This is a genomic window from Clavibacter sp. B3I6, from assembly GCF_030816895.1.
In the GTDB taxonomy this organism is placed as follows: Bacteria; Actinomycetota; Actinomycetes; order Actinomycetales; family Microbacteriaceae; genus Clavibacter.
The window spans coordinates 1,401,917-1,422,150 of record NZ_JAUSYL010000001.1; the positions used below are offsets into that span (position 1 = coordinate 1,401,917).

A 20,234-nucleotide genomic window follows, 5' to 3' on the forward strand; every position below is an offset into this window, starting at 1 on the left:
GGGGACATCATGGCGCGTGCCGTCGAGCGGGACGCCGTCCCGCGCCCCCGCCTGCACCGCGTGATCCGGGGCCTCATCGGCGTCGTCCTGCTCGCGAACGTCGTCTACCTCGCGGTCCTGCTCCCGCCCGGCGAGACCGGCAGCGTGCTCGTGGACGTCGTGCTGGCGCTCGCCCTCCAGTGGATCCCCGCCGTCGTCTTCTGGCTGGTCGCCGCGCGGACAGGCTCCCGCCGCGCGGAGGTGGTGCTCGCCGCCGCCGCCGTGACCGCGAACGCGGCCGGCGACACGATCTACGTGTTCGGCATGGACGAGTCCGGCGTACTGCCCTCGCCGTCCGTCGCCGACATCGCCTACCTCCTCTTCTACCCGCTGATGCTGGCCGCCCTCGTGGTGCTCGTGCGCCGCCGCTCCCGCCGCGCCACGAACGCCGTCTTCCTCGACGCGGGCCTCGCCGTGCTCGGCTCCGCGGCCGTGCTCGCCGTGGTCCTCGGCCCGGTCCTCGCGGACGCGACGAGCGGCACGAGCGTCTACGCCGGCGCCATCGACGCCCTCTACCCCGCCTCCGACATCGTCCTCGTGGCCGTGGTCGTGGGGATCGCCGCCTCGCCGGTGCTGCGGATGGGTCCCGGCTGGCAGTACCTCGTCCTCGGGCTCCTCGCGATCACGGGAGCGGACATCGCGTACGCGCTGCTCAACCGCGAGGGCGGCTACGGCGACGGGACGCCGCTCGACGTCGTCTGGACCGCCGGGATCGCGCTGCTCGCCCTGTGGGTGGAGGGCGTGGACCGCGCGCCCGCGGACGCCCCGGAGCCCGCGCGGCCGACCGCCCGGCTGCTGCCCGTCCCCGCGGTCGCCGTGCTCGCGGGGCTCGGCGTGCTCCTCGTCGCGACGCGCACGCCCGTCCCGCCGCTCGCGCTGGTCCTCGCCGCGAGCGCCGTCGCGCTGTCCGCTCTGCCGGTCATGTTCCGCCAGGCCGCCCTCACGCGCATGCTCGAGGGCCAGGACCGGGTCGTCGCGCGGCTGGAGGCGCTCGACCGGTCGAAGAGCGACATCATCGGCACCGTGAGCCACGAGATGCGCACGCGCCGCTCACCTCCATCTCCGGCTACGTGGAGCTCGTCCTCGACGGCGAGGGGGGCGACATCCCGGACGACGCCCGGGACATGCTGGGGGCCGTCGACCGCAACGCCCGGCGGCTCCAGTCGCTCGTGGCCGACATGCTGATGATGACGCGCCTCGACGCGGGCGAGCGGCCGGCCATGGCGCCGCTCGACGTCGCGACGCTCGTCCGCCGGGCCGCGGAGTCCCTCCGCCCCTTCGCCGACGCGCGCCAGGTGGACCTGGCGGTGGGCGACGCCGCCCCGACGACCACGACCGTCGACGGCGCCGCGGGGCAGCTGGAGCGGGTGCTGACCAACGTGATCGAGAACGCCGTCAAGTTCACGCCGGCGGGCGGCGCCGTGTCCGTCGACGTGCAGGCGGCGACCGGCCCGGCCGGGCGCCCCACGGTCGTGGTCGTGGTCGCCGACACGGGCACGGGGATCCCCGCGGAGGCGCTCCCCCACGTGTTCGACCGGTTCTTCCGCGCCGCCCACGCGCACGGCGAGGTGGTGCCCGGCACGGGACTCGGCCTCGCGATCGTGCGGGAGATCGTGCAGGCGCACGGCGGCGAGGTCACCGTCTCCTCGGTGCTCGGCGAGGGGACGGCCGTCCGGATCGCGCTCCCGGCACAGCGGGGCGCGGGCGCAGGCGCAGGAGCGCGGGGCTGACGGATCAGGAGCGGGTGCGCACGCCGCCCGCATCTACGCCCGCCGGAGCGGGCTCCGCGGGGGCGGCAGCGGGCCCGGTGCCATCCGCAGGTGCCGCGGGGGCGGTGGGAGCCGTGGGAGCGGTGGGGGCGCTCCCCCGTCGCGCCTTCGGCAGGACCCGCGCGAGGTCGAGCACGCCGCGCACGTCGCGGCGCACCGCGGGCACGAGCGCGACGGCGAGCGCGTAGAGCACCACGGTCGTGCCGACGCCCGCGAGCAGCTGGAGCACGTCGGATCCGGTGTCGACCAGGGCGAGGAGCGCCCCGGTGGCGACGCTGACCACGCCCACGACGCCGATGATCCGCAGCGCGCCCATGTAGAGCCGGCGCGTGGGGATCGGCGCCTTCCGCGAGAGCCACCACAGCGAGATGGGCCAGCAGATGGCGGGGGCGGCCGCGTAGCCGGCCGCGATGCCGACGATGCCGCCGGTGGAGCCCACGAGGATGCAGGTCACCTTGATGGCGGCGCTCAGCAGCGAGAAGCGGAAGAGGTCTCCCGTGAGGCCGCGGGACACGTAGACCCAGTAGCCGACGAAGGCGAGGGTGTCGAAGATGCCCGCGATGGCGAGGAGGCGGAGGATCGGCGCGACGCTGTCCCACTGGGGTCCGAGGAAGACCGCGGTGATGGGCACGGCCGTGCTCGCGACGAGGCCGAGGCCCGCGCCGAGCGTGTAGCCGAGGGCGAGCTGGCCCCGGGCGACGTAGTCGGCGAAGCGGCGCTGCTCGTCCGCGAGGCGGGAGAGGACGGGGATCGCGACGGTGGTGAGGGGGCTGCGGATCTGCGCGAGCGGCGTCATGAGGAGCTGGAACGCGCGGTTGTAGATGCCGAGGGATCCGGCGCCGAAGCGGAGGCCGACGAGGAACGTGTCGATGTTGTTGCTCACGTAGCCGACCATCTGGCTCGACACCATGTTCCAGCCGAAGCGGAGGAGCGGGCCCATGGGCTCGCCGCGGCTCGGGAGGCCCGGGATCCAGCGGGCGAAGCCGACCGCGAGGGCGAGCAGCACGAGCGTCTGCGTCAGCTGCTGCGCGACGAGCGCCCAGTACCCCCAGCCGAGGAGCGCTCCGCCGATCGCGACGAGGAGGGCGACCGCGGGCGCGGTGACGTCGGCGGTCGCGAGCGCGCGGAAGCGGAGGCTGCGGGTGAGGCTCGCGCGGTACTGCGTGGCGAGGCCGTTGAAGACGAAGGTGAGGCTCAGGGCGTGCGCGATGGGGATCAGCTCGTCGTGGCCGAAGACCGCGGCGAGCGGCCAGGCCGCGCAGAAGACCAGGGCGGCGAGCACGAGGCCGATGCCGGCGTTGATCCACCAGAGGTTGTCGCGCTGGCCGCGGCTGAGGTCGCGGGCCTGGATGGCCGCGTTGGAGAGGCCGAAGTCGCGGAAGATCTCGCCGATCCCGATGATCGCGAGGACCATCGCGAGCAGGCCGTAGTCGGTGGGCGTGAGCAGGCGCGCGAGGACGACGACGGACGCGACCTGGATGAGGATCCGGACGAGCTGCGCGCCGATCGTGACGATCGCGCCGCGGGCCGCACGGGCGCCGAGGCCCTGCGTGGCGGCGGGCGGGGCGTCGACGGCCTGCGCGACGCTCGCGGCGGGATCGCCGGCGGAGGCGGCGCGGGGGTCGCCGGGCAGGGCGGTGGGCATGGGGCTCCGTCGTCGGGTCGAGGAGGGGGTGGCGACCGGGTCGGCTGCGGGTGACAGCCGGATCACCGCGAGCTCGGGTGTCGGGTGGGTGGGCCCGCCGGGTACGCGGTCCGCGCCTCAGCGTACGCGAGGGCGCCGCCCGGGTCCCGCCCCAGAACGCGGGGTGCGCGGGCCCGGTGGCGGACGCACCCCGGCCGGCGGCTCAGCCCCGCTCGACCCCGCGGACGATGCGGAGCGCGCGGCGGTACGCGGACGCGTGCGCGGTGCCGGCGCGGTCCCAGTCGCGTCCCGAGAGCGCGGGCGACGCCGAGCGCGCGCCCGTGCGCACGGCCTCGGTGGCGCGGAGGAGCTCGTCGGGGGTCAGGTCGCCGGCGAACAGGTGGATCCAGCCCGGGCCGACCTCCTCCGCGAGCGCGCGGTTGACCGCGTTGTCCGGCACGAGCACGGGCCGGTCGAGCGACAGCGCCGCCAGGGTGCCGCCGGAGTTGTGCATGAACCGGTACGGCAGCACGACGAGCTCGGAGCCCGTGACGATCTCCACGAGCTCGGCGTCGGAGAGGAAGCGCAGGTCGAGGCGGATCCGGTCGTCACCCGCGGCGAGCGCGCGGATCGTGTCGGCCAGCTCCGCGGTCGACGGGTTGCCGCCGATGCGCAGCGACAGGTCCGCGCCCGCGTCGCCCGCGCCGCGGAAGGACGCGACGAGGTCCTCGACGCCCTTGTACCGGCGCACGAGCCCGACGTAGCCGAGCCGGCCGGGCACGACCTCCTCGCGCGGCTGGTCGCGGAACCAGTCGCGGTAGTGGCCGTGCAGGATCGTGGCGTGCGGCTGGTCGGCGGGGATCTCCGTGAGCGGGTTCACGCGGATCCGGAGCGTCGTCCTCCGCTCCATGAGCGCGAGCAGGAGCGTCTCGCGCCGGCTGATGCCCTGGGGGCGCTCGAGGTTGTGCACCGTGCGGACGATCGGGGTGCGCCGGATCGCGAGCCGCGCGAGGAACGCGACGGTCAGCGCCTGCCGCACCGCCTTCTTCAGCGGGCTGCGGCCGTCCACGAGGATCTCGGGCCAGTGCACGTGGAACACGTCGTAGCGGCCGAGGAGCGCGGTGCGCCAGCTGAAGTGCAGGGGGCGGACGCCGGGCGTCGCGGCGAGCGCGCGCCCGAGCATCACGATGTACGGGTTCGTCGTGGGACGCGGCGCCTGCGAGGACTGCAGCACGACGAGGTCGCGGCCGGGCGGGCGGGAGGGGACGGTCATGGCGCTCCTGGGCGGGACGACCGGCGGCGGGTCGTCGGGCGCGACCCAAGGGGTCGTCGGTCGAGGAAATAGACTATGCCACCACCCGCCCGTGCCCGCCGGCGAGGCCCCGCCGCACCTGCCCGACCGATGGGATCCCATGCCCCGCCCCGCCCTCCTCGCCGTCGTCGTCGTCAACTACGGATCCGCCGACCTCGTGCGCGAGAACGTGCTGCCGCTCGTCGAGCGGCTCGACGACGCGCTGCTCGTGATCGTCGACAACCGCACGACCGACGCGGAGCGGGAGCGCGTGCGCGCGCTCGCCGCGCACCCGTCGAGCCGCGTCCACGGCGTCTACCCGGACGGCAACACGGGCTTCGGCACGGGCATGAACATCGGCGTGGAGGCGGCCCGCGGGCTCGGCGCGCGCGAGTTCCTGCTCCTCAACCCGGACGCGACCATCGAGCCCGACCAGCTGGCGGTGCTGCGGGAGGCCGTGGCGGCGGACCCGCTCGCGCTCGTGGCCCCGCTCATCCTCCGGCCCGACGGCAGCACGTGGTTCCGCGGCTCCGACCTGTACCTCGCCGACGGCCGGATCCGCTCCGCCGCCCGCCGCGCGCAGCACCCCGGCCTCGCGGTCGAGCCCTGGCTGACCGGCGCGTGCCTGCTCGTGACCGACGAGCTGTGGACCCGCGTGGGCGGCTTCTCCGACGACTACTTCCTGTACTGGGAGGACGTCGACCTGTCGCGCAAGGTCGTGGAGGCCGGCGGACGCCTGCGGGTCGTGGAGGAGGCCGTCGCCGTGCACGCCGAGGGCGGCACGCAGAGCGCCGGCCACGAGAGCGCCGGGCAGGCCAAGTCGGGCACGTACTACTACCACAACATCCGGAACCGGCTCCTCTACGGGGCCCGTCACCTCGACGCCGCGGCCCTCCGCCGGTGGCGGCTGCTCACGCCCGTGATCGCGTACGAGGTGCTGCTGCAGGGCGGGCGGCGCCAGTTCGCGCACCCGGTGGCGCCGGTGACGGCGGCCGTGCGCGGGATCCTCGACGGGTACCGGATCTCCGGGGGCTGGCGGGCCGTGCCGTCGCCCGCGCCGACGGCCGGCGGTCCCGCGTCCGGTGCCGCACCGACCGGGCGGGCAGCCGGACGCGCCGTCGCGCCCGCCGCGTCGCTCGTCGTCGCGATCCTCACCTACCGCCGACCCGACGACATCCGCGCCGTACTCCCCCTCGTGGCCGCGCAGGCCGCCGACCTGCGCGAGGCCGCCGAGGCCGACCCCGAGCTCCCCCGCGCCGTGCGGATCGTCGTGGTCGACAACGACCCGGCGGGCGGCGCCGGCGCCGCCGTGGAGGACGCCGCGGCGGTCTCCCCCGCGCCCGTCGCCTACGTGCACGAGCCCGCACCCGGCATCTCCGCCGCCCGCAACCGCGCCCTCGACGAGGCCCGCGACGACGACCTGCTCGTGTTCCTCGACGACGATGAGCGGCCGGATCCGGGCTGGCTCGCCGCCCTCGTGCGCGCCCGCCAGACCACGGGCAGCGCGGGCGTCGCGGGTCCCGTGCGGAGCGAGTACGAGGTCGAGCCCGACGCGTGGGTGCGCGCGGGCGGCTTCTTCGTCCGCCGGCGTCCCGCGACCGGCACGCGCCTCGAGGTCGCCGCGACCAACAACCTCCTCCTCGACCTCCGCGCCGTGCGCGCCGCGGATCTGCGCTTCGACGTGGACCTCGGCACGCAGGGCGGCGAGGACACCCTGTTCACGCGTCAGCTCGTCGCGTCCGGGGGCCTCGTCACCTGGTGCGCGGAGGCGGGCGTCGTCGACGTCGTGCCGCGCGCCCGCACGACGCGGCGCTGGGTCGTGCTGCGCGCCTTCAGCAGCGGCAACTCGTGGAGCCTCACGTCCGTGGCGCTCGCGCCCGCGACCCCCGCGGCCCGCGCCCGGATCCGCGCCGAGGCGACCGCGCGCGGCCTCGTGCGCGCGCTCGGCGGCACCGGACGGATCGCCGTCGGCGTCGCCACCGGCAGCCTCGCCCACCGCGCGAAGGGCACACGCACGCTCGCCCGCGGCGCCGGCATGGTCGCGGGTGCGTTCGGGTGGTCGTACCAGGAGTACGCGCGGCGCGACTGAGCGGTCCGCGTCGCGCATCCATGCGACGCGCGACGCGCGCGGCTCCCCCTGGACGGGGGGCTCGTCCCCGCGCGCCCGCGGACGTACGATGCGAGGGCAGAAGACCCGGAATCCTGCGTCGTGCGACCACCCATCGCCCGCCCGCACCGCGCCGCCGACCCGCCCTGGTCGTCGGGCTCGTCTCCGCCGTACCCGAAGAGCGAAGAAGGCCATGCCCGCACCCGAGAGCACCCCGTCCGACCTGCGTCCCCGCCGTGAGCGTCGCGCCCGCAGCCGCCGCACCACCGTCGCCGTCATCGGCGCGGCATCCGTCCTCGTCACCGCCGCCGTGGTCGGCACGGTCGTCGTGAACGGGTCCGGATCCGACTCCCCCGCGGCCGCCGCGGATACGAAGGACTGGTCCGACGTCGCCCCCACCGCCGGCGCGACCGAGGCCCCCGCGCCGCTGCCCGAGGGCGACACGTCGCTCGGCCAGGAGGTGTCGGCCACCGTCGGCCTCGACGAGACCGCGACGTTCCCCGGATCCATCCAGGCCCGCATCGTGTCGGTCACCCCGACCAGCACGGACGGCGGCCGGGTCGGCGAGCTGAGCGGCGACGCGGTCGACGTGCGGCTCGAGCTCGTCAACGTCACGGGCGAGGCCGTCGCGGTCGACGCCGTGGCCGTCAACGTCTTCTACGGCGCCGACCGCACGCCCGCGACCCCGGCCGACTCCGACACGGTGATCCGCGGCTCGCTCGAGCCCGGCGCCTCCGCCACCGGCGACTACGTGTTCAGCGTCCCGGCGGCCTCGGCCGACGCGATCAGCGTGGTCGTGGCGCGCGACGCGGGCTCGCCCGTCGTCGTCTTCCAGTAGCGCGCACGCACCACCCGCGACGACACGAGGGGCGCGGCCGGGAACCCGGCCGCGCCCCTCGTCGTCGTGCCGCGGGTCAGCGGGCGGCCGCGGCCGCCCGTCGGGCTGAGCGGGTGGCGCGGCCGGTCTCCGGCTCGGCCGCGCGGTAGTACGCGCGCTTGTCCTTCGTGGGCCGCACCTTGTTGAGCACGACGCCCAGCACGGATCCGCCCGACTTCTCGACCGCGTCGAGCGCCTCGGTCAGCTGGCCGCGGTGGACGCGCGTCTGGTCGGCGACGATGATCGCGCCGTCCGTAATCCGGGCGACGAACGCCGCGTCGGCCACCGCGATGAGCGGTGCGGTGTCGATCACGATGACGTCGTAGGCCTCGCGGGCCCGCGCGACCAGCTCCTCCATGCGCGCGGACGCGAGCAGCTCGCTCGGGTTCGGCGGGATCTCGCCCGAGGTCAGCACGTGCAGGGTGCCGGCGCCCCACGGCTGGACGACGTCCTCGATGAGGGCCTGGCCGACCAGGACGGTCGTGAGGCCCGCGTCCCCCTCGAGGCCGAGGTACCGTGCCACGACCGGCCGACGCAGGTCCGCGTCGACGAGGAGCACACGGCGCCCGCCCTCGCTGAGCGACAGGGCGAGGTTCGCCGCGACCGTGGACTTCCCCTCGCCGGGGATCGACGACGTCACGACGATGCTCGACGACCGCTCGCCGAGGAGCACGAACCGGAGGTTCGCCTTCAGCTGGCGGAAGCCCTCGGCCGCGGTCGACAGCGGGCGGAGCGCCATCGCGAGGCCCGAGACGCCGCGCTCGCGCTCGAGCGAGCCGAGGAGGGGCGCCTTCGTGAGGTGAGCGACGGACTCGGCCGAGCGGACGCGCGTGTCGAGCAGGCGCAGCAGCACGAGGCTCAGGAGCCCGACGAGGAGCCCGAGCAGGAGCCCGGCGAGCGTGTTGGTCCGGCTGTTCGGCGCGGACGGGAACTCGGGCTCGGGGGCCTCCTGGATCACGCGGACCGAGACCGAGGGAGAGCCCTCGGCGCCCTTCGGCGCGTACGCCTCGGCCGTGTCGCGGAGGCTCGCGGCGACGGCGTTCGCGATGTCCGCGGCCTCCGAGGGCGAGGGCTCCGTGACGCTGATCTCCATGATCACGGTGTTCTGCGGCGTCGTGACGGTGACGGCGCGCGCGAGCTCCTGCGGGGAGGCGTCGAGTCCGAGCCGCGTGATGACGGGCTCCAGCACCGCGGGCGACTCCGCGAGCTCGCCGAAGGACAGCATCTGGCTCTGCGTGTAGGTGGCGCCCTGGTTGAGGTCGCTGGCGGTCGATCCGCTGCTCAGCGAGAAGTACAGCCGGGACTGGGCGGTGTAGACGGGCGTCGCGAGCTGGGAGAGGCCGAACGCGACGAGGCCCCCCGCGAGCGTCGCGGCGACCACGACGTACCAGTATCGGCGGAGCAGGGCGGTGGACTCGTGGAGCGTCATCGTGTGGGGGTTCTCTCCGGTAGGGGCGGGAGGGCGGGCTCGGGGTGGTTTTCGGAGTCGGCGGCGGCGCCGACGGGGTCGGGTGGCGGAGGCGCGACCGCGGTGTCCCGGCGGAGGATCTGGCTGGTCGCCGCGACCCCGGCGAGGAACCACACCAGGGTGGCGTACTGCGTGATGAGCGCGACCGACGCGAGCGCCGGGATCTGCGAGACGAGCGCGATGGTCGCCGCGGTCGCGCGTCCGCGGAGCACCAGCCAGATCCCGACGGCGAGGGCGACGAGCGCCGCGCCCGCGACCAGGAGGCCGGAGGTGAGGCCCGTGAGCACGAGCTGGCTGTCGATGGAGCGGAAGTCGCCGTAGAAGACCCGTCCGTCGGTGAGGCGGTGGGCGGATGCCGCCGGCCCGAGGATCCGCATGCCGGGGATGAGCGTGTAGAGGTCGCCCCGGTAGTCGGAGCTGTTCGTGGCCTCCGTGCCGGCATCCTCGAAGACGGTCTGCACGAACGGCGCGACCGCCGCCACCACCACGACGACCCCGGCCGAGACGGCCGCCCGGACGCGGAACGAGATGGCGTCGCGGAGGAAGACGATCGACAGCACGAGGCCGAGGAGCGCCGTCAGCATGCCGACGCGGCTGAAGCTGACCACGGTCCCCAGGAGGAGCGCGGTGGTCATGGCGAGCCGCACGGGGAGCGCGAACCGGGCGGCGAGGGTCAGGGGGATCGCGACGGCGAGGCTGCACCCGAGGGCGATCGAGTGGCCGAACGCGCCCTCGGCCCGGACCACTCCGCCGCGGATCTGCAGCGGGGCCCACGCCGTGCGGAGGCTGCCGCTGCCCGGGATCAGCACGAAGGGGTTCCACGTGAGCGCGAACTCCACCACGGCGAGCACGGCCACGCCCGTGAAGGCCACCGCGATGGCGGCGTGCAGGTGGGCCAGGCCCACGCGATGGACGACGAGCCGGCCGAGGAGGTAGCCGCCGAGGCCGTAGGTGAGGAACGTGACCAGCGCCGGCACCGCGACGCCCGCACCACCGCCGACCACCACGCCGGCGATCCCGCCGACGGTCGTCAGGACGACGACCAGGTCGAGGGGCGAGACGCGGAAGCCCGACACGGGCAGGGCGGCGACGATCACCACCAGGGCCATGAGCGTCGCGGGCGGCAGGTAGGTGCCGGCCACGGACACGCCCGCCCAGATCGGCGCCAGGCAGAGCGAGGCGAGCCAGAGCGCCACGGCGAGGCGAGGCGTCCGCCGCAGCAGGAGGAGCAGGAGGATCCCGGCGATCAGGGCGACGCCGGCGAGGAGGAGCCGCTCGACCCCGTCGCCCGCGAGGAGGGCGCTCATGCGCGGCTCCCGAGACGGGCGCGGGCAGGGTGGACGGGCCGGTGCGCGTGCGTCATCGCGTGTCCCCTCCAGAGCCTCCCGGGCGCGTCGCCCTCGTCGATTATCCTCGCCGCGGGACGCGGCGGGCCCCGGTCGGCGGCCCCCGTCCGGGTCATGCGGTCGGTCGTGCGGGTCGTGCGGGCCGTGCGGCGGTGCGGATCACCCCGCGCGCGACCGAGCGGGCGGGCCCTCCGAGGAGGACCCGCCCGCAGGTAGCCGTCGATCCGTGCGGGTCAGCGGACGGTGGCGTCCGTGACCTGCAGGTCGTCGAGCGAGAAGGTGACCGGACCGGCCGCCGAGCTCGACAGGTACGTCTGGATCCCGAACGTGCCCGCGGTCTGCAGGGCGGCCAGGGAGCCGGTCGTCGTCGACTGCCACGCGGTCGGCTCGGCCTGGCCCACAGGCCACACCTTCGCGTTCATCGTGGTGGGCGACGTGCCCGTGACCTGCACGCGGACGCGGAGCTGCTGCCCGGCCGTGTACGTGACGTTCGGCACGACGACCGACCGGAGGTTCGTCCCGTTCTCCGACTGCACGATCATGACCTGGCCGGTCGACCGCACCCAGACCTGCGTCTGGTAGTACGACGTGCCGACCTGGCGCGAGTTGATCCGCACGTACGCGCCGCCGCCCGTGGGCACCTTGTCCAGCGAGAAGGTGACCTGGGCGTCCGAGGCGGTGCTGCTGACGGCGTCGAGGCTCGCGGTGCGGGTCTCGCCGGCCGGGCTGACGACCTGCGCCCGCCCGTCCTGCACCTTGAGGATCGACGGGTTGCCGGTGATGCGCCAGGCGCCGCCGGTCTCCGCCGTGCCCCAGCCGTTCGCCGTGGTGCGGCCGAACGCGTCCCGGGCGAGGATCCCCGTGGCGGGCGGCGTGACGACCGGGGCGGTCACCGTGACCGACCCGTCCTTCTTCGCCGAGACGAGGCCCTTGTCATCCGTCACCGTGAGCGACACCTGGTAGGTGCCGGCCTTGGCGTAGGCGTGGTCGACGTTCCGACCCGTGCCCGTGGTCCCGTCCCCGAAGGCCCAGGCGTAGGACGCGACCGTGCCGTCCGCGTCCGCCGAGGTGGATCCGTCGAACGTCGCCGTCAGGTCCTTCGCCGTCGACGTGAACGCCGCCGTCGGAGCCTGGTTCGCCGGGGCGACGACCGGGGCGGTCACCGTGACCGACCCGTCCTTCTTCGCCGAGACGAGGCCCTTGTCATCCGTCACCGTGAGCGACACCTGGTAGGTGCCGGCCTTGGCGTAGGCGTGGTCGACGTTCCGACCCGTGCCCGTGGTCCCGTCCCCGAAGGCCCAGGCGTAGGACGCGACCGTGCCGTCCGCGTCCGCCGAGGTGGATCCGTCGAACGTCGCCGTCAGGTCCTTCGCCGTCGACGTGAACGCCGCCGTCGGAGCCTGGTTCGCCGGGGCGACGACCGGGGCGGTCACCGTGACGGTGCCGTCCTTCTTCGCCGAGACGAGGCCCTTGTCATCCGTCACCGTGAGCGACACCTGGTAGGTGCCGGCCTTGGCGTAGGCGTGGTCGACGTTCCGACCCGTGCCCGTGGTCCCGTCTCCGAAGGCCCAGGCGTAGGACGCGACCGTGCCGTCCGCGTCCGCCGAGGTGGATCCGTCGAACGTCGCCGTGAGGTCCTTCGCCGTCGAGGTGAACGCCGCCGTCGGAGCCTGGTTGGCGGCGGGTGCCTGGCCGTCGCGGGCGACGACGAGGTCGTCGATCCGCGTCGTGACGGAGGCCGTCGCCGACCCCGAGAGGTAGGTCTGGATCCCGACGGACCCGGCGGCCTGCAGCGCGGCAGTCGAGCTGGTGACGCTCATCTGCCAGGCGGCGGGCTCGGCCTGGCCGGCGACCCACACCTTGGTCCGGACGGTGGTCGGCGAGGTGCCGGTCGTCAGGACGCGGACGCGGAGCTGCTGGCCGGCCTTGTAGGTCGTGCCCGGGAGGATGTACGACCCGATGGTCGTCGCCCCCTCCGACTGCACCAGCTGGATCTGCCCGGTCGCCTTGATCCAGACCTGCGTCTGGTAGAAGGCCGCGCCGACCTGCCGCGAGTTGACCCGGGTGTAGGAGCCGCCGCCGGTGGGGACGGAGTCGAGCGAGAAGGCCGCGCTGACGTCCGACGACGTGGTGGAGACCGCGTCGAGGCTCATCGTGCGGGTCTCGCCCTTGGGCGAGACGACCTGGCCGACGCCGTCCTGGACCTTGACGATGTTCGTGCCGCCGGTGACGCGCCATGCGCCGCCGAGGTCCGCCGTGCCCCAGCCCGTCGCTACCGCGCGGCCGAACGAGTCCTGCGCGAGCACGTTCGACGCGGGCGCCTGGACGGTCACCGGGGAGGTGGTCGTCGTGGCGAGGCCCTTGTCGTCCGTCACCGTGAGCGCCACCTGGTAGGTGCCGGCCTGGGCGTACGCGTGGGTCGTGGTGCGGCCTGTGCCCGAGGTCCCGTCGCCGAAGGCCCAGGACCAGCCGGCCACCGTGCCGTCGGGGTCGGTCGACGCGGAGGCGTCGAGCGAGGCGACGAGGTTCGCCGCGGTGCTCGCGAAGCGGGCGACGGGCGCCTGGTTCACGGGTGGGGCGGTGACCGTGACGCTCGCGGTCGTGCGACCGGTCGCCCCCCTGTCGTCCGTCACGGTCAGGGCGACCGTGTAGGTGCCCGCCGTGGCGTACGGGTGGGCGATGGAGGGGCCCGTGCCCGTCGTGCCGTCGCCGAACTCCCACGCGTAGGACGCGATGGCGCCGTCCGGGTCGGAGGAGGCGCGGCCGTCGAGGTTCGCGACCAGGTCGGTCGTCGTCAAGGCGATGACGGCCGTGGGCTCCCGGTTGACCGGGGGCGCCGTGACCTGGACCTGCGTGGACGCGGTGCCGGTGAGGCCCTTGTCGTCCGTGACCGTCAGCACCACCGTGTAGGTGCCCGCCGCGGCGTAGGCGTGCGTCGGCGTCGGGCCGGTGCCCGTGCTGCCGTCGCCGAAGTCCCACGCGTAGGAGGCCACGGTGCCGTCGGCGTCCGTGGAGGCGGATCCGTCGAGCTTCGCGGTGAGGTCCGTGGCGGTGGCCGTCACGACGGCGGTCGGCGCGATGTTGGCGGGGGCCGCCTTCACCGTGATCTCCCGCTGCGTGCGGTTCGTCGCGCCCCGGTCGTCCGTCACCGTGAGCGTCACCGTGTAGGTGCCGGCCTCGGCGAAGGTGTGGGACTGCGTCTGGCCGGACGCCTGGACGCCGTCGCCGAAGTCCCAGTCGTAGCCCGTGAGGGTGCCGTCGGCGTCCGTCGAGCCGGTCGCGTCGAACGCGGCCGCCAGGAAGTCCGCCTGCTGCGTGAACGCGGCCTTCGGGGCCTGGTTCGGCACGCGGCCGCTGGTCCCGAGCGAGAAGTGCGTCGCCACGGCGTCGGCCGTGAGGACCGACGGGTACACCGCGACCTCGTCCAGGCGGCCCTCGAAGGTTCCGCTGGAGGAGCCCCAGGTGTTGTCGCCGCCGATGCGCCAGTAGCCGTCGTAGCCCTGCGCCTGCGTCTGGCCGTTCTGGCCGACGAGGTCGCCGTCCACGTAGAGCTTCAGGCCGTCGGACCCCTGCGACGCCACCATGTGGTGCCACGTGCCGTCGTTGTAGGCGCGGTCGGAGCTCGCCAGGTTGGTCTGGCCCGTCCACGTGCCGAACTGGAGGCGTCCGTCGTCCTGCATGTAGACGTGGCGGTCGTAGCTGCCGGAGAAGTTGAACGGATCCGGGTTGTCGCCGAAGCCGATCAGCTTGCCGCCGCGGGTGGTCGTCGTCTGGAACCACATCTCGAGCGAGTAGGTCAGCGGGTTCGAGATCCGCTGCTGGCTCACCGCGATGCTGTCGGAGAACGCGGCCGCCTGGCCGACGGGGCCCGAGAGGGCGCCCGCCTGGCCGAAGCGCACGTTGCGTCCGACGTTCGCGGGGACGTCGTTCTGGCCGGCGTCCTTCAGCGTCGACGCGCCGTCGGCGTCGTCGAGGCGCCAGTAGGAGGACGGGTCGGCGGCGTACACGGCCTTGCCGTAGGCGTCCGCGGGCGCCGCCGGGATGGGCGACGTGCGACCCGAGGCGACCAGGTGGTCGACCACGTCGGCGCGCGTGAGGGCGGTCGGGTAGAGGGAGACCTGCGCGATGTCGCCCTGCAGGTAGTAGTTCCGGGGCTGGTTGGGCCAGCCGCCGAGGTTGTCGCCGCCGATGCGCCAGAAGCCCTGGTAGTCCTGGCCGCGGGTGGTGTCCGCGCGCTGGCCGACGATCCTCCCGTCGACGAAGAGCTTCATGCCCTCCGGGCCCATGGTCGCGACGATCTGGTGCCACTGGCCGTCGTTCAGGCCGGGGGCCGAGTTCACCGTCTGGGTCGAGCCCGTGTAGACGCCGAAGAAGGCGCGGCCGTCGTTGTCGAGGTAGACCATGCGGTCGTAGTTGCCCGACGTGCCCGTGCTGCTGCCGCCGAAGCCGACGACCTTGCCGCCCGAGGTCGAGGTCGTCTTGACCCACGACTCCACGCTGAAGGTGTCGGGCGCCTGCACGGCCTGGGGCGTGACCGCGAAGGACCCGTCCTGGCCGGAGAAGGTGGTGGCGGTGGAGCCGTCGAGGGGCCCGGTGGCGCCGCGCGTCGCGTTGTCGACGCGGAGGTCCTCGAAGGCGACGTGGTCGAGGCCGGCGGTGCCGTCCTTCTCGTCGAGCGGGTAGTACGCGGTCGCGCCGTCGTCCTTCACGCTCGCGGCGTACGCGTCGCTGCCGGTCTGGTCCGTGATCGTGACGGGCGCGCTGTTGCGGTCGACCGCGTTGCCGTTGCCGTCGGTGACGACGACCTTGTAGGTGTGCGTGCTGCCGGGGACGAGGCCCTTGTCGATGAAGCCCATCGAGGGACGCTGCCAGAACGTCGAGTCCTGGGTCGTCTGGTAGACGGGCGTGGCCGTCCTGCCGTCGCGGATGACCTTGTACGTCAGGCGCGTGCTGTCGCGGTCGAACGTGGCCTGCCAGGCGACGCGCGCCTCGCCCTTCGTGTACGAGACGGTCTTCGGCGCGAGCTGGTCGTTGCCGTTGGGGCCGATCTTGTTCGGGGCGTTCCTGGCCGTCGCGTAGCGGACGAGGCCCTGCTGCGCGGTGGAGTTCACGAAGGGGAACTCGCCGCCGACGACGATGTAGTCCTCGTTGCCGTTGACGCTCCAGGCCGCCTGGCCCTGGCCGGTGAAGGAGCCCGTGACGTACTTCGGGAACCAGTTGAGCAGCGTCGGGGACGGCGTGCCGGCCCAGTTGTGGTAGCCGAAGGGGTCGGCCGTGGCCGTGCCCGTGGCCGCCTTGCTGAAGGCGATGCTGTGCTGGAAGGTCCACGGCTCGGTCTGCGGGAAGCCGCCGATGTTGCCGCAGTAGTGGGGGTGGCCGGCGACGTACGCGACGGTCTCCGTCGCGAAGACGGAGTAGCTGTCGCCGTGGCAGTCCTCGACCCAGTTCACGACGCCCGTGTTGGGGTCGGCGGAGAAGGCGCCCTCGAGGTTGCCGCCCGCGCCGAACGTGTAGCCCGATCCGTAGACGCGGTCGCCCGTCGCGAAGAGGCTCGTGATCGACGACTCCTTGCCGGCGTTCTTGACCTGCTGGTTGGCCGCCCACGGGAGGGACGCGCCCGAGGCCGGGTCGACCGCGCCGAGGCCGTAGGTGGGGGTGCCGCTCAGCTGCGTGAAGCGGCCGCCGACGACCAGCTTGGACGCGTCCTTCGTGAGCGTGAGCGCGTCCACGACGGTGTCGGCGTCCGCGACGAACGGCGTGGTGCTGCCGTCGGTCGCGGACACCGCGGCGAGGTACTTCCGAGCGGCGCCGTTGACGCTCTGGAAGGTGCCGCCGAGGTACACGGTGTCGTTCGAGGCGCTCACCGTGCGGGTCTGGCTGCCCATGATCGGGCGGAAGGACGGGATGATCTTCCCCGTCGCGGTGCTGAACGCCGCCGCCCGGTAGAAGCCCTGGCCGTCGATGTCGGTGAAGTCGCCGACGACGTAGATGCGCGAGCCGTCCGGCGACGCGGTGACGGACAGCGCCTGCGCGTTGAGCTTGGGCGCGAAGGTCGTGATGAGCGCGCCGGTGCGGATGTCGTAGGCCAGCAGGTTGCTGCGGGGCGTGAGGTTCGTGCCGGCCGCGGCGCCCGCGGGGCGTGCGTTCTGGAACTTGCCGGCCACGTAGACCGTGTTGCCGACGACGACCTGGGACCAGGCGACGCCGTCGATCTGGGTCGTGGGCAGCGGGTCGGCGGTGACCGTGATGGGCGATTTCGGATCGGCCGGGTCGACCGGGGCGGAGTCCGCCATGGCCGGCTGTGCGACCACGACCGCGGACAGGATGACCGCGGCGGCCGCGGTCATCGCGGCCAGGCGACGTCCCGCGGAGGAGAGGATGCTCATTGTGTCCTTGCTTCGGGTGGGTGGAGCGTGGTGGGGAGGAGTGCCGGTGGTCAGCGGGAGCTGGCCGGTCGGGGGCTGCCGACGCGCCTCGTGGCGCTGAGCATCGTGCCCACCGACCGCGCGATGCGCTGCCGGTAGAGCTCGGGTCCGTGCCGGTGCTCGGCGCGGAAGCGGTCGCGGGCGGCCCGGGCGCGGTACGCGTCCCAGTTCGTCGCGATGTCCTGGAGGGCGTCCGCGAGCGCGGCGGGGTCCGACGGCGGCACCAGGCGCGCCGACTCGTACCCGCCGGCGGCCTCGCGGAGGCCGGAGGTGTCGCTGACCACCACGGGCCGCGCGGCCAGCAGGGCCTCGACGGCCGTGTTGCCGAACGGCTCGTCCACCCGGGAGGGCACGACGCACGCGTCGGCCGCGGCCAGGTGGGGGGTCACGTCAGCGTGGAAGCCGTGCATCGTGACCAGGTGCTCGAGGTCGAGCACGCGGATCGTCGTGCGCAGCTGCTCCTCGTACGCCTCGTAGCCGGGGAACACGGCGCCGACGATGTCGAGGGTCGCGGGCACGCCGCGGTCGCGGAGCTCCACCAGCGCCTCGACGGCGACGTCCACGCCCTTGCGGTCGGAGAGGCGGCCGACGTAGAGGACCCGGAGGCCCCCGTCGAGCGCCGGGCGCGCGGGCGTGACCTCGACCGGCCCGGGGACGCCGTTGTAGACGACCTCGGTGCGGCGCGCGACCCGCGGGAGGGCCCGGCCGAGCACGTCGACGCTGTACCGGCTGTTCGCGACGACGCTCGTGGCGAGCGCGAGCGGCAGGGCGAGCGCCGTGCCGACCGCGCGGGACGCGGACCCCTCGGCCTCGTGCACGTGGCAGAGGACGGGGCGGCCGGTGAGGCGGGCCACGAGGATCCAGAGCGGGATGGTGACGGTGTTCACGTACACGGCGTCCGGGCGGGTGCGGCGCACGAGGCCGAGCCCCGCGGACAGGCCGCGGACGGACTGGCCGACGAGGGCCGCGAAGCCGCGCGGGCGCAGCATCGACTTCCGCAGGACGGGCGTGGGCGCGTGGTGCACGACCGCGCCGACGCCGACGAGCGCGTCGACGAGCGGGCCGTCGGACGGCAGGGTCACGACCGTGCGGGCGCCGGCGGACACGAGGCCCGCGACGCTCTCGAGCAGCACGCGGTCGGATCCGTACAGCTCAGCGCTCGGGTGGGCGACGAGGATCGTGCGGCCGCGGAGGTCCGCGCCGTCGTCGTCGGCCTGCACGAGCGCGCGCGCGGTGTCGGCGAACGCGGTCACGCGGTCACCCGCGCGGATCCCGCGGCGGCGGACGTGGCGGCGTCGGCACGGCGCGCATCGAGCGCGTCCATGTCGCGGAACCACTTGACCGACGCGAGCGCGAGGTGGCCCGCGTTCGCCAGCATCATCAGCGTGTAGACGGCGAGGAAGACGACGGGGGCGCCCAGCAGCGCGAACACGATGCAGAGGAAGCCGTAGTCGGTGGGGATCACGAGGAGCGAGCGCAGCAGGGTCGAGCGGCCGGCCTCGGGGGCGGTGGCGCCGGTGACGGCGTGCACCCGCTTCAGCTGGTCGTTGAGGATCATCGCGAAGAAGCTCGCGGCGGCGACGATCGCGTAGGCGATCGGCACGAGGAGCCAGGCGTCGGAGTCCGTGGCGGGCCAGCGGAACATGGACACGAGCACCGCGAGGTGCAGCGACGAGATCTTGATGCAGTCGACGACGTGGTCGAGCCACTCGCCGGAGAGCGAGCCGCCGCCGCGGAGGCGCGCGACCTGGCCGTCGGCCGAGTCGAACGCGTAGCCCACGGCGAGCAGCAGCCAGACCGCGATGCCGACCCAGGCGGCGGGCTCGACGAGCGCCAGGATCGCGATGCCGGTGAAGGTGAAGGCGGCGCTGATGGCGGTCACCTGGTTCGGGGTGAGGCCCGCGCGGAACGCCCAGGCGGCGAGGAGCCGCCCGGCGGGCCGGTTGACGCGGATCGAGTAGGCGGGCGCGCCCCGGGCCGCCTTCTTCTGCGCGGAGGCCAGGCGGCGGACGACGTCGAGGTACGACTCCGCGCGCGGGTCGGAGGCCGTGGCGGTCATCGGCTCTCCTCGAGGAGGAAGGAGGTGCGGGTCGCGTCGCTCGCGCGCAGCTCCGGCTCCCAGCGGGTGGCCGAGCGGACGCCGCGGCTCATGCCGCGCGTCGAGTAGCCGCGCGTCATGCGGGCGGCGAGCTCCTCGTAGCCGTCGGCGATGGCGTCCCAGTCGTAGGTCTCCTCGGCGCGCTCCTGCAGGCGGGCGCCGATCGCGGCGGCCTCCTCCGTGTTCGCCTCAGCACCCTCGACGAGCGCGGCGACGCCGGCGGCGTCCGACCAGAAGCGGCCGTCGTCGCCGAGCACGTCGCGGTTGAAGACGTTGTCGTTCGCGAGCGTCGCGGTCGCGGCGCCCATGGCGCGCAGCAGCGACGGGTTGGTGCCGCCGACCGAGTGGCCGTGGATGTAGGTCAGCGCGTGGGCGTAGAGCTGGTCGAGCTGCTCCTGGTCCCACACCCCGCCGAGGCGCTGGATGCGCGGGTCGGCCGAGGCGACCTGCTCGATGCGGTCGGTGTAGACGGCGCTATACGGCGCGGATCCGACGACGACGAGCGGGAGGGTGGCGTCCGAGGCGGTGTACCCGTCGACGATGACGTCGACGTGGTTCTCCGGCTCGAAGCGCGCGACGACGAGGTGGTACCGGCCGGGCTCGAGGCCGAGCTCGGCGAGGCGGTCCGACGCGGGGTCGCGCAGGATGTTGGCGCCGTACGTGAGCAGCTCGGTGGGGATGCCGAACTCGTGGTCGTAGTAGTCGGCGATGCCCTGGGCGTCCGAGATCAGCGCGTCCGCGTCCTTGACGGCCATCTGCTCGGCGATCCGGTAGTACTTCTTGCCCATGCGGCCCCACTTGCCGCGCTTCCACTCGAGGCCGTCCACGTGCACGGCCGTGGCCGCGCCGCGCGAGCGGATGAGGTTGACGAACGGCGCGTTGGCGGCGTTGAACACGAAGGCCGCGTCCTGGCGCTTGCCGAAGGCCAGGTGGATCGCGGACAGCGCGGTGTGGCTGAGCGTCTCGATCGACTTGGACTTGAGCGCGGGCAGGTGCACGAGCGTCATGCCGAGGTGGGTGCGGGGACGCGAGCGGTTCGCGGAGCGGCAGTAGACGGTGACGTCGTGGCCGCGGGCGGCGAGGCGCTGCCCGATCTCCTCGATGGCGGTCTCGAATCCGCCGTACGCGGCGGGGACCCCACGGGTCCCGACCATGGCGATGCGGAGTCGACGCGGTTCGATAGCAGACAT

Annotated in this window: 12 protein-coding genes; 4 read left to right on the plus strand and 8 right to left on the minus strand. The window is 74.2% G+C overall.

Annotated elements, in window-relative coordinates; genetic code table 11:
- The first annotated feature begins 9 nt into the window (after positions 1-9).
- Positions 10-1,224: a hypothetical protein gene (locus tag QFZ62_RS06540; protein ID WP_307503242.1), complete on the plus strand. Its 1,215-nt coding sequence runs from the start codon at positions 10-12 to the stop codon at positions 1,222-1,224.
- Positions 1,110-1,769 carry a cell wall metabolism sensor histidine kinase WalK gene (locus QFZ62_RS06545; RefSeq protein ID WP_307503244.1) on the plus strand — a complete coding sequence of 220 codons (660 nt, stop codon included), beginning with the start codon at positions 1,110-1,112 and terminating at the stop codon, positions 1,767-1,769. Before QFZ62_RS06540 ends, QFZ62_RS06545 begins: the two co-directional genes overlap by 115 nt.
- A 4-nt stretch (positions 1,770-1,773) precedes the next feature.
- On the opposite strand, the gene QFZ62_RS06550 is transcribed toward QFZ62_RS06545, so the two are convergent.
- The gene (locus tag QFZ62_RS06550; RefSeq protein WP_307503246.1) at positions 1,774-3,453 is read right to left on the minus strand and encodes a lipopolysaccharide biosynthesis protein; all 1,680 of its coding nucleotides are present in this window, start codon (positions 3,451-3,453) and stop codon (positions 1,774-1,776) included.
- A gap of 202 nt (positions 3,454-3,655) precedes the next feature.
- Positions 3,656-4,705 (minus strand): glycosyl transferase, encoded by a 1,050-nt coding sequence (locus QFZ62_RS06555; RefSeq protein WP_307503248.1) that lies wholly within the window; start codon positions 4,703-4,705, stop codon positions 3,656-3,658.
- Positions 4,706-4,844: 139 nt separating this feature from the next.
- Between QFZ62_RS06555 and QFZ62_RS06560 the strand changes: the two genes are divergently transcribed.
- Both QFZ62_RS06560 and QFZ62_RS06565 read left to right on the plus strand, forming a co-directional pair.
- Entirely contained in the window at positions 4,845-6,812 is a 1,968-nt protein-coding gene (locus QFZ62_RS06560; RefSeq protein ID WP_307503250.1) for a glycosyltransferase family 2 protein, read from the plus strand.
- A 211-nt stretch (positions 6,813-7,023) separates the two neighbouring features.
- The gene (locus QFZ62_RS06565; RefSeq protein WP_307503252.1) at positions 7,024-7,668 is read left to right on the plus strand and encodes a hypothetical protein; all 645 of its coding nucleotides are present in this window, start codon (positions 7,024-7,026) and stop codon (positions 7,666-7,668) included.
- A 76-nt stretch (positions 7,669-7,744) separates the two neighbouring features.
- Here QFZ62_RS06565 and QFZ62_RS06570 read toward each other — a convergent pair whose 3' ends face one another.
- The 6 genes from QFZ62_RS06570 to QFZ62_RS06595 all read right to left on the minus strand — a co-directional run bounded on the left by QFZ62_RS06570 (position 7,745) and on the right by QFZ62_RS06595 (position 20,234).
- The gene (locus QFZ62_RS06570; protein ID WP_307503254.1) at positions 7,745-9,136 is read right to left on the minus strand and encodes a polysaccharide biosynthesis tyrosine autokinase; all 1,392 of its coding nucleotides are present in this window, start codon (positions 9,134-9,136) and stop codon (positions 7,745-7,747) included.
- Entirely contained in the window at positions 9,133-10,482 is a 1,350-nt protein-coding gene (locus QFZ62_RS06575; RefSeq protein WP_307503256.1) for a hypothetical protein, read from the minus strand. The genes QFZ62_RS06570 and QFZ62_RS06575 overlap by 4 nt, the downstream gene beginning before the upstream one ends.
- 272 nt (positions 10,483-10,754) lie before the next feature.
- Positions 10,755-16,907 (minus strand): PKD domain-containing protein, encoded by a 6,153-nt coding sequence (locus QFZ62_RS06580; protein WP_307503258.1) that lies wholly within the window; start codon positions 16,905-16,907, stop codon positions 10,755-10,757.
- 50 nt (positions 16,908-16,957) lie between these two features.
- Positions 16,958-18,199 (minus strand): glycosyltransferase family 4 protein, encoded by a 1,242-nt coding sequence (locus QFZ62_RS06585; RefSeq protein ID WP_307503261.1) that lies wholly within the window; start codon positions 18,197-18,199, stop codon positions 16,958-16,960.
- Entirely contained in the window at positions 18,196-19,005 is an 810-nt protein-coding gene (locus tag QFZ62_RS06590) for a CDP-alcohol phosphatidyltransferase family protein (RefSeq protein ID WP_307503263.1), read from the minus strand. Before QFZ62_RS06590 ends, QFZ62_RS06585 begins: the two co-directional genes overlap by 4 nt.
- Entirely contained in the window at positions 19,002-20,234 is a 1,233-nt protein-coding gene (locus QFZ62_RS06595; protein WP_307503265.1) for a DUF1972 domain-containing protein, read from the minus strand. Before QFZ62_RS06595 ends, QFZ62_RS06590 begins: the two co-directional genes overlap by 4 nt.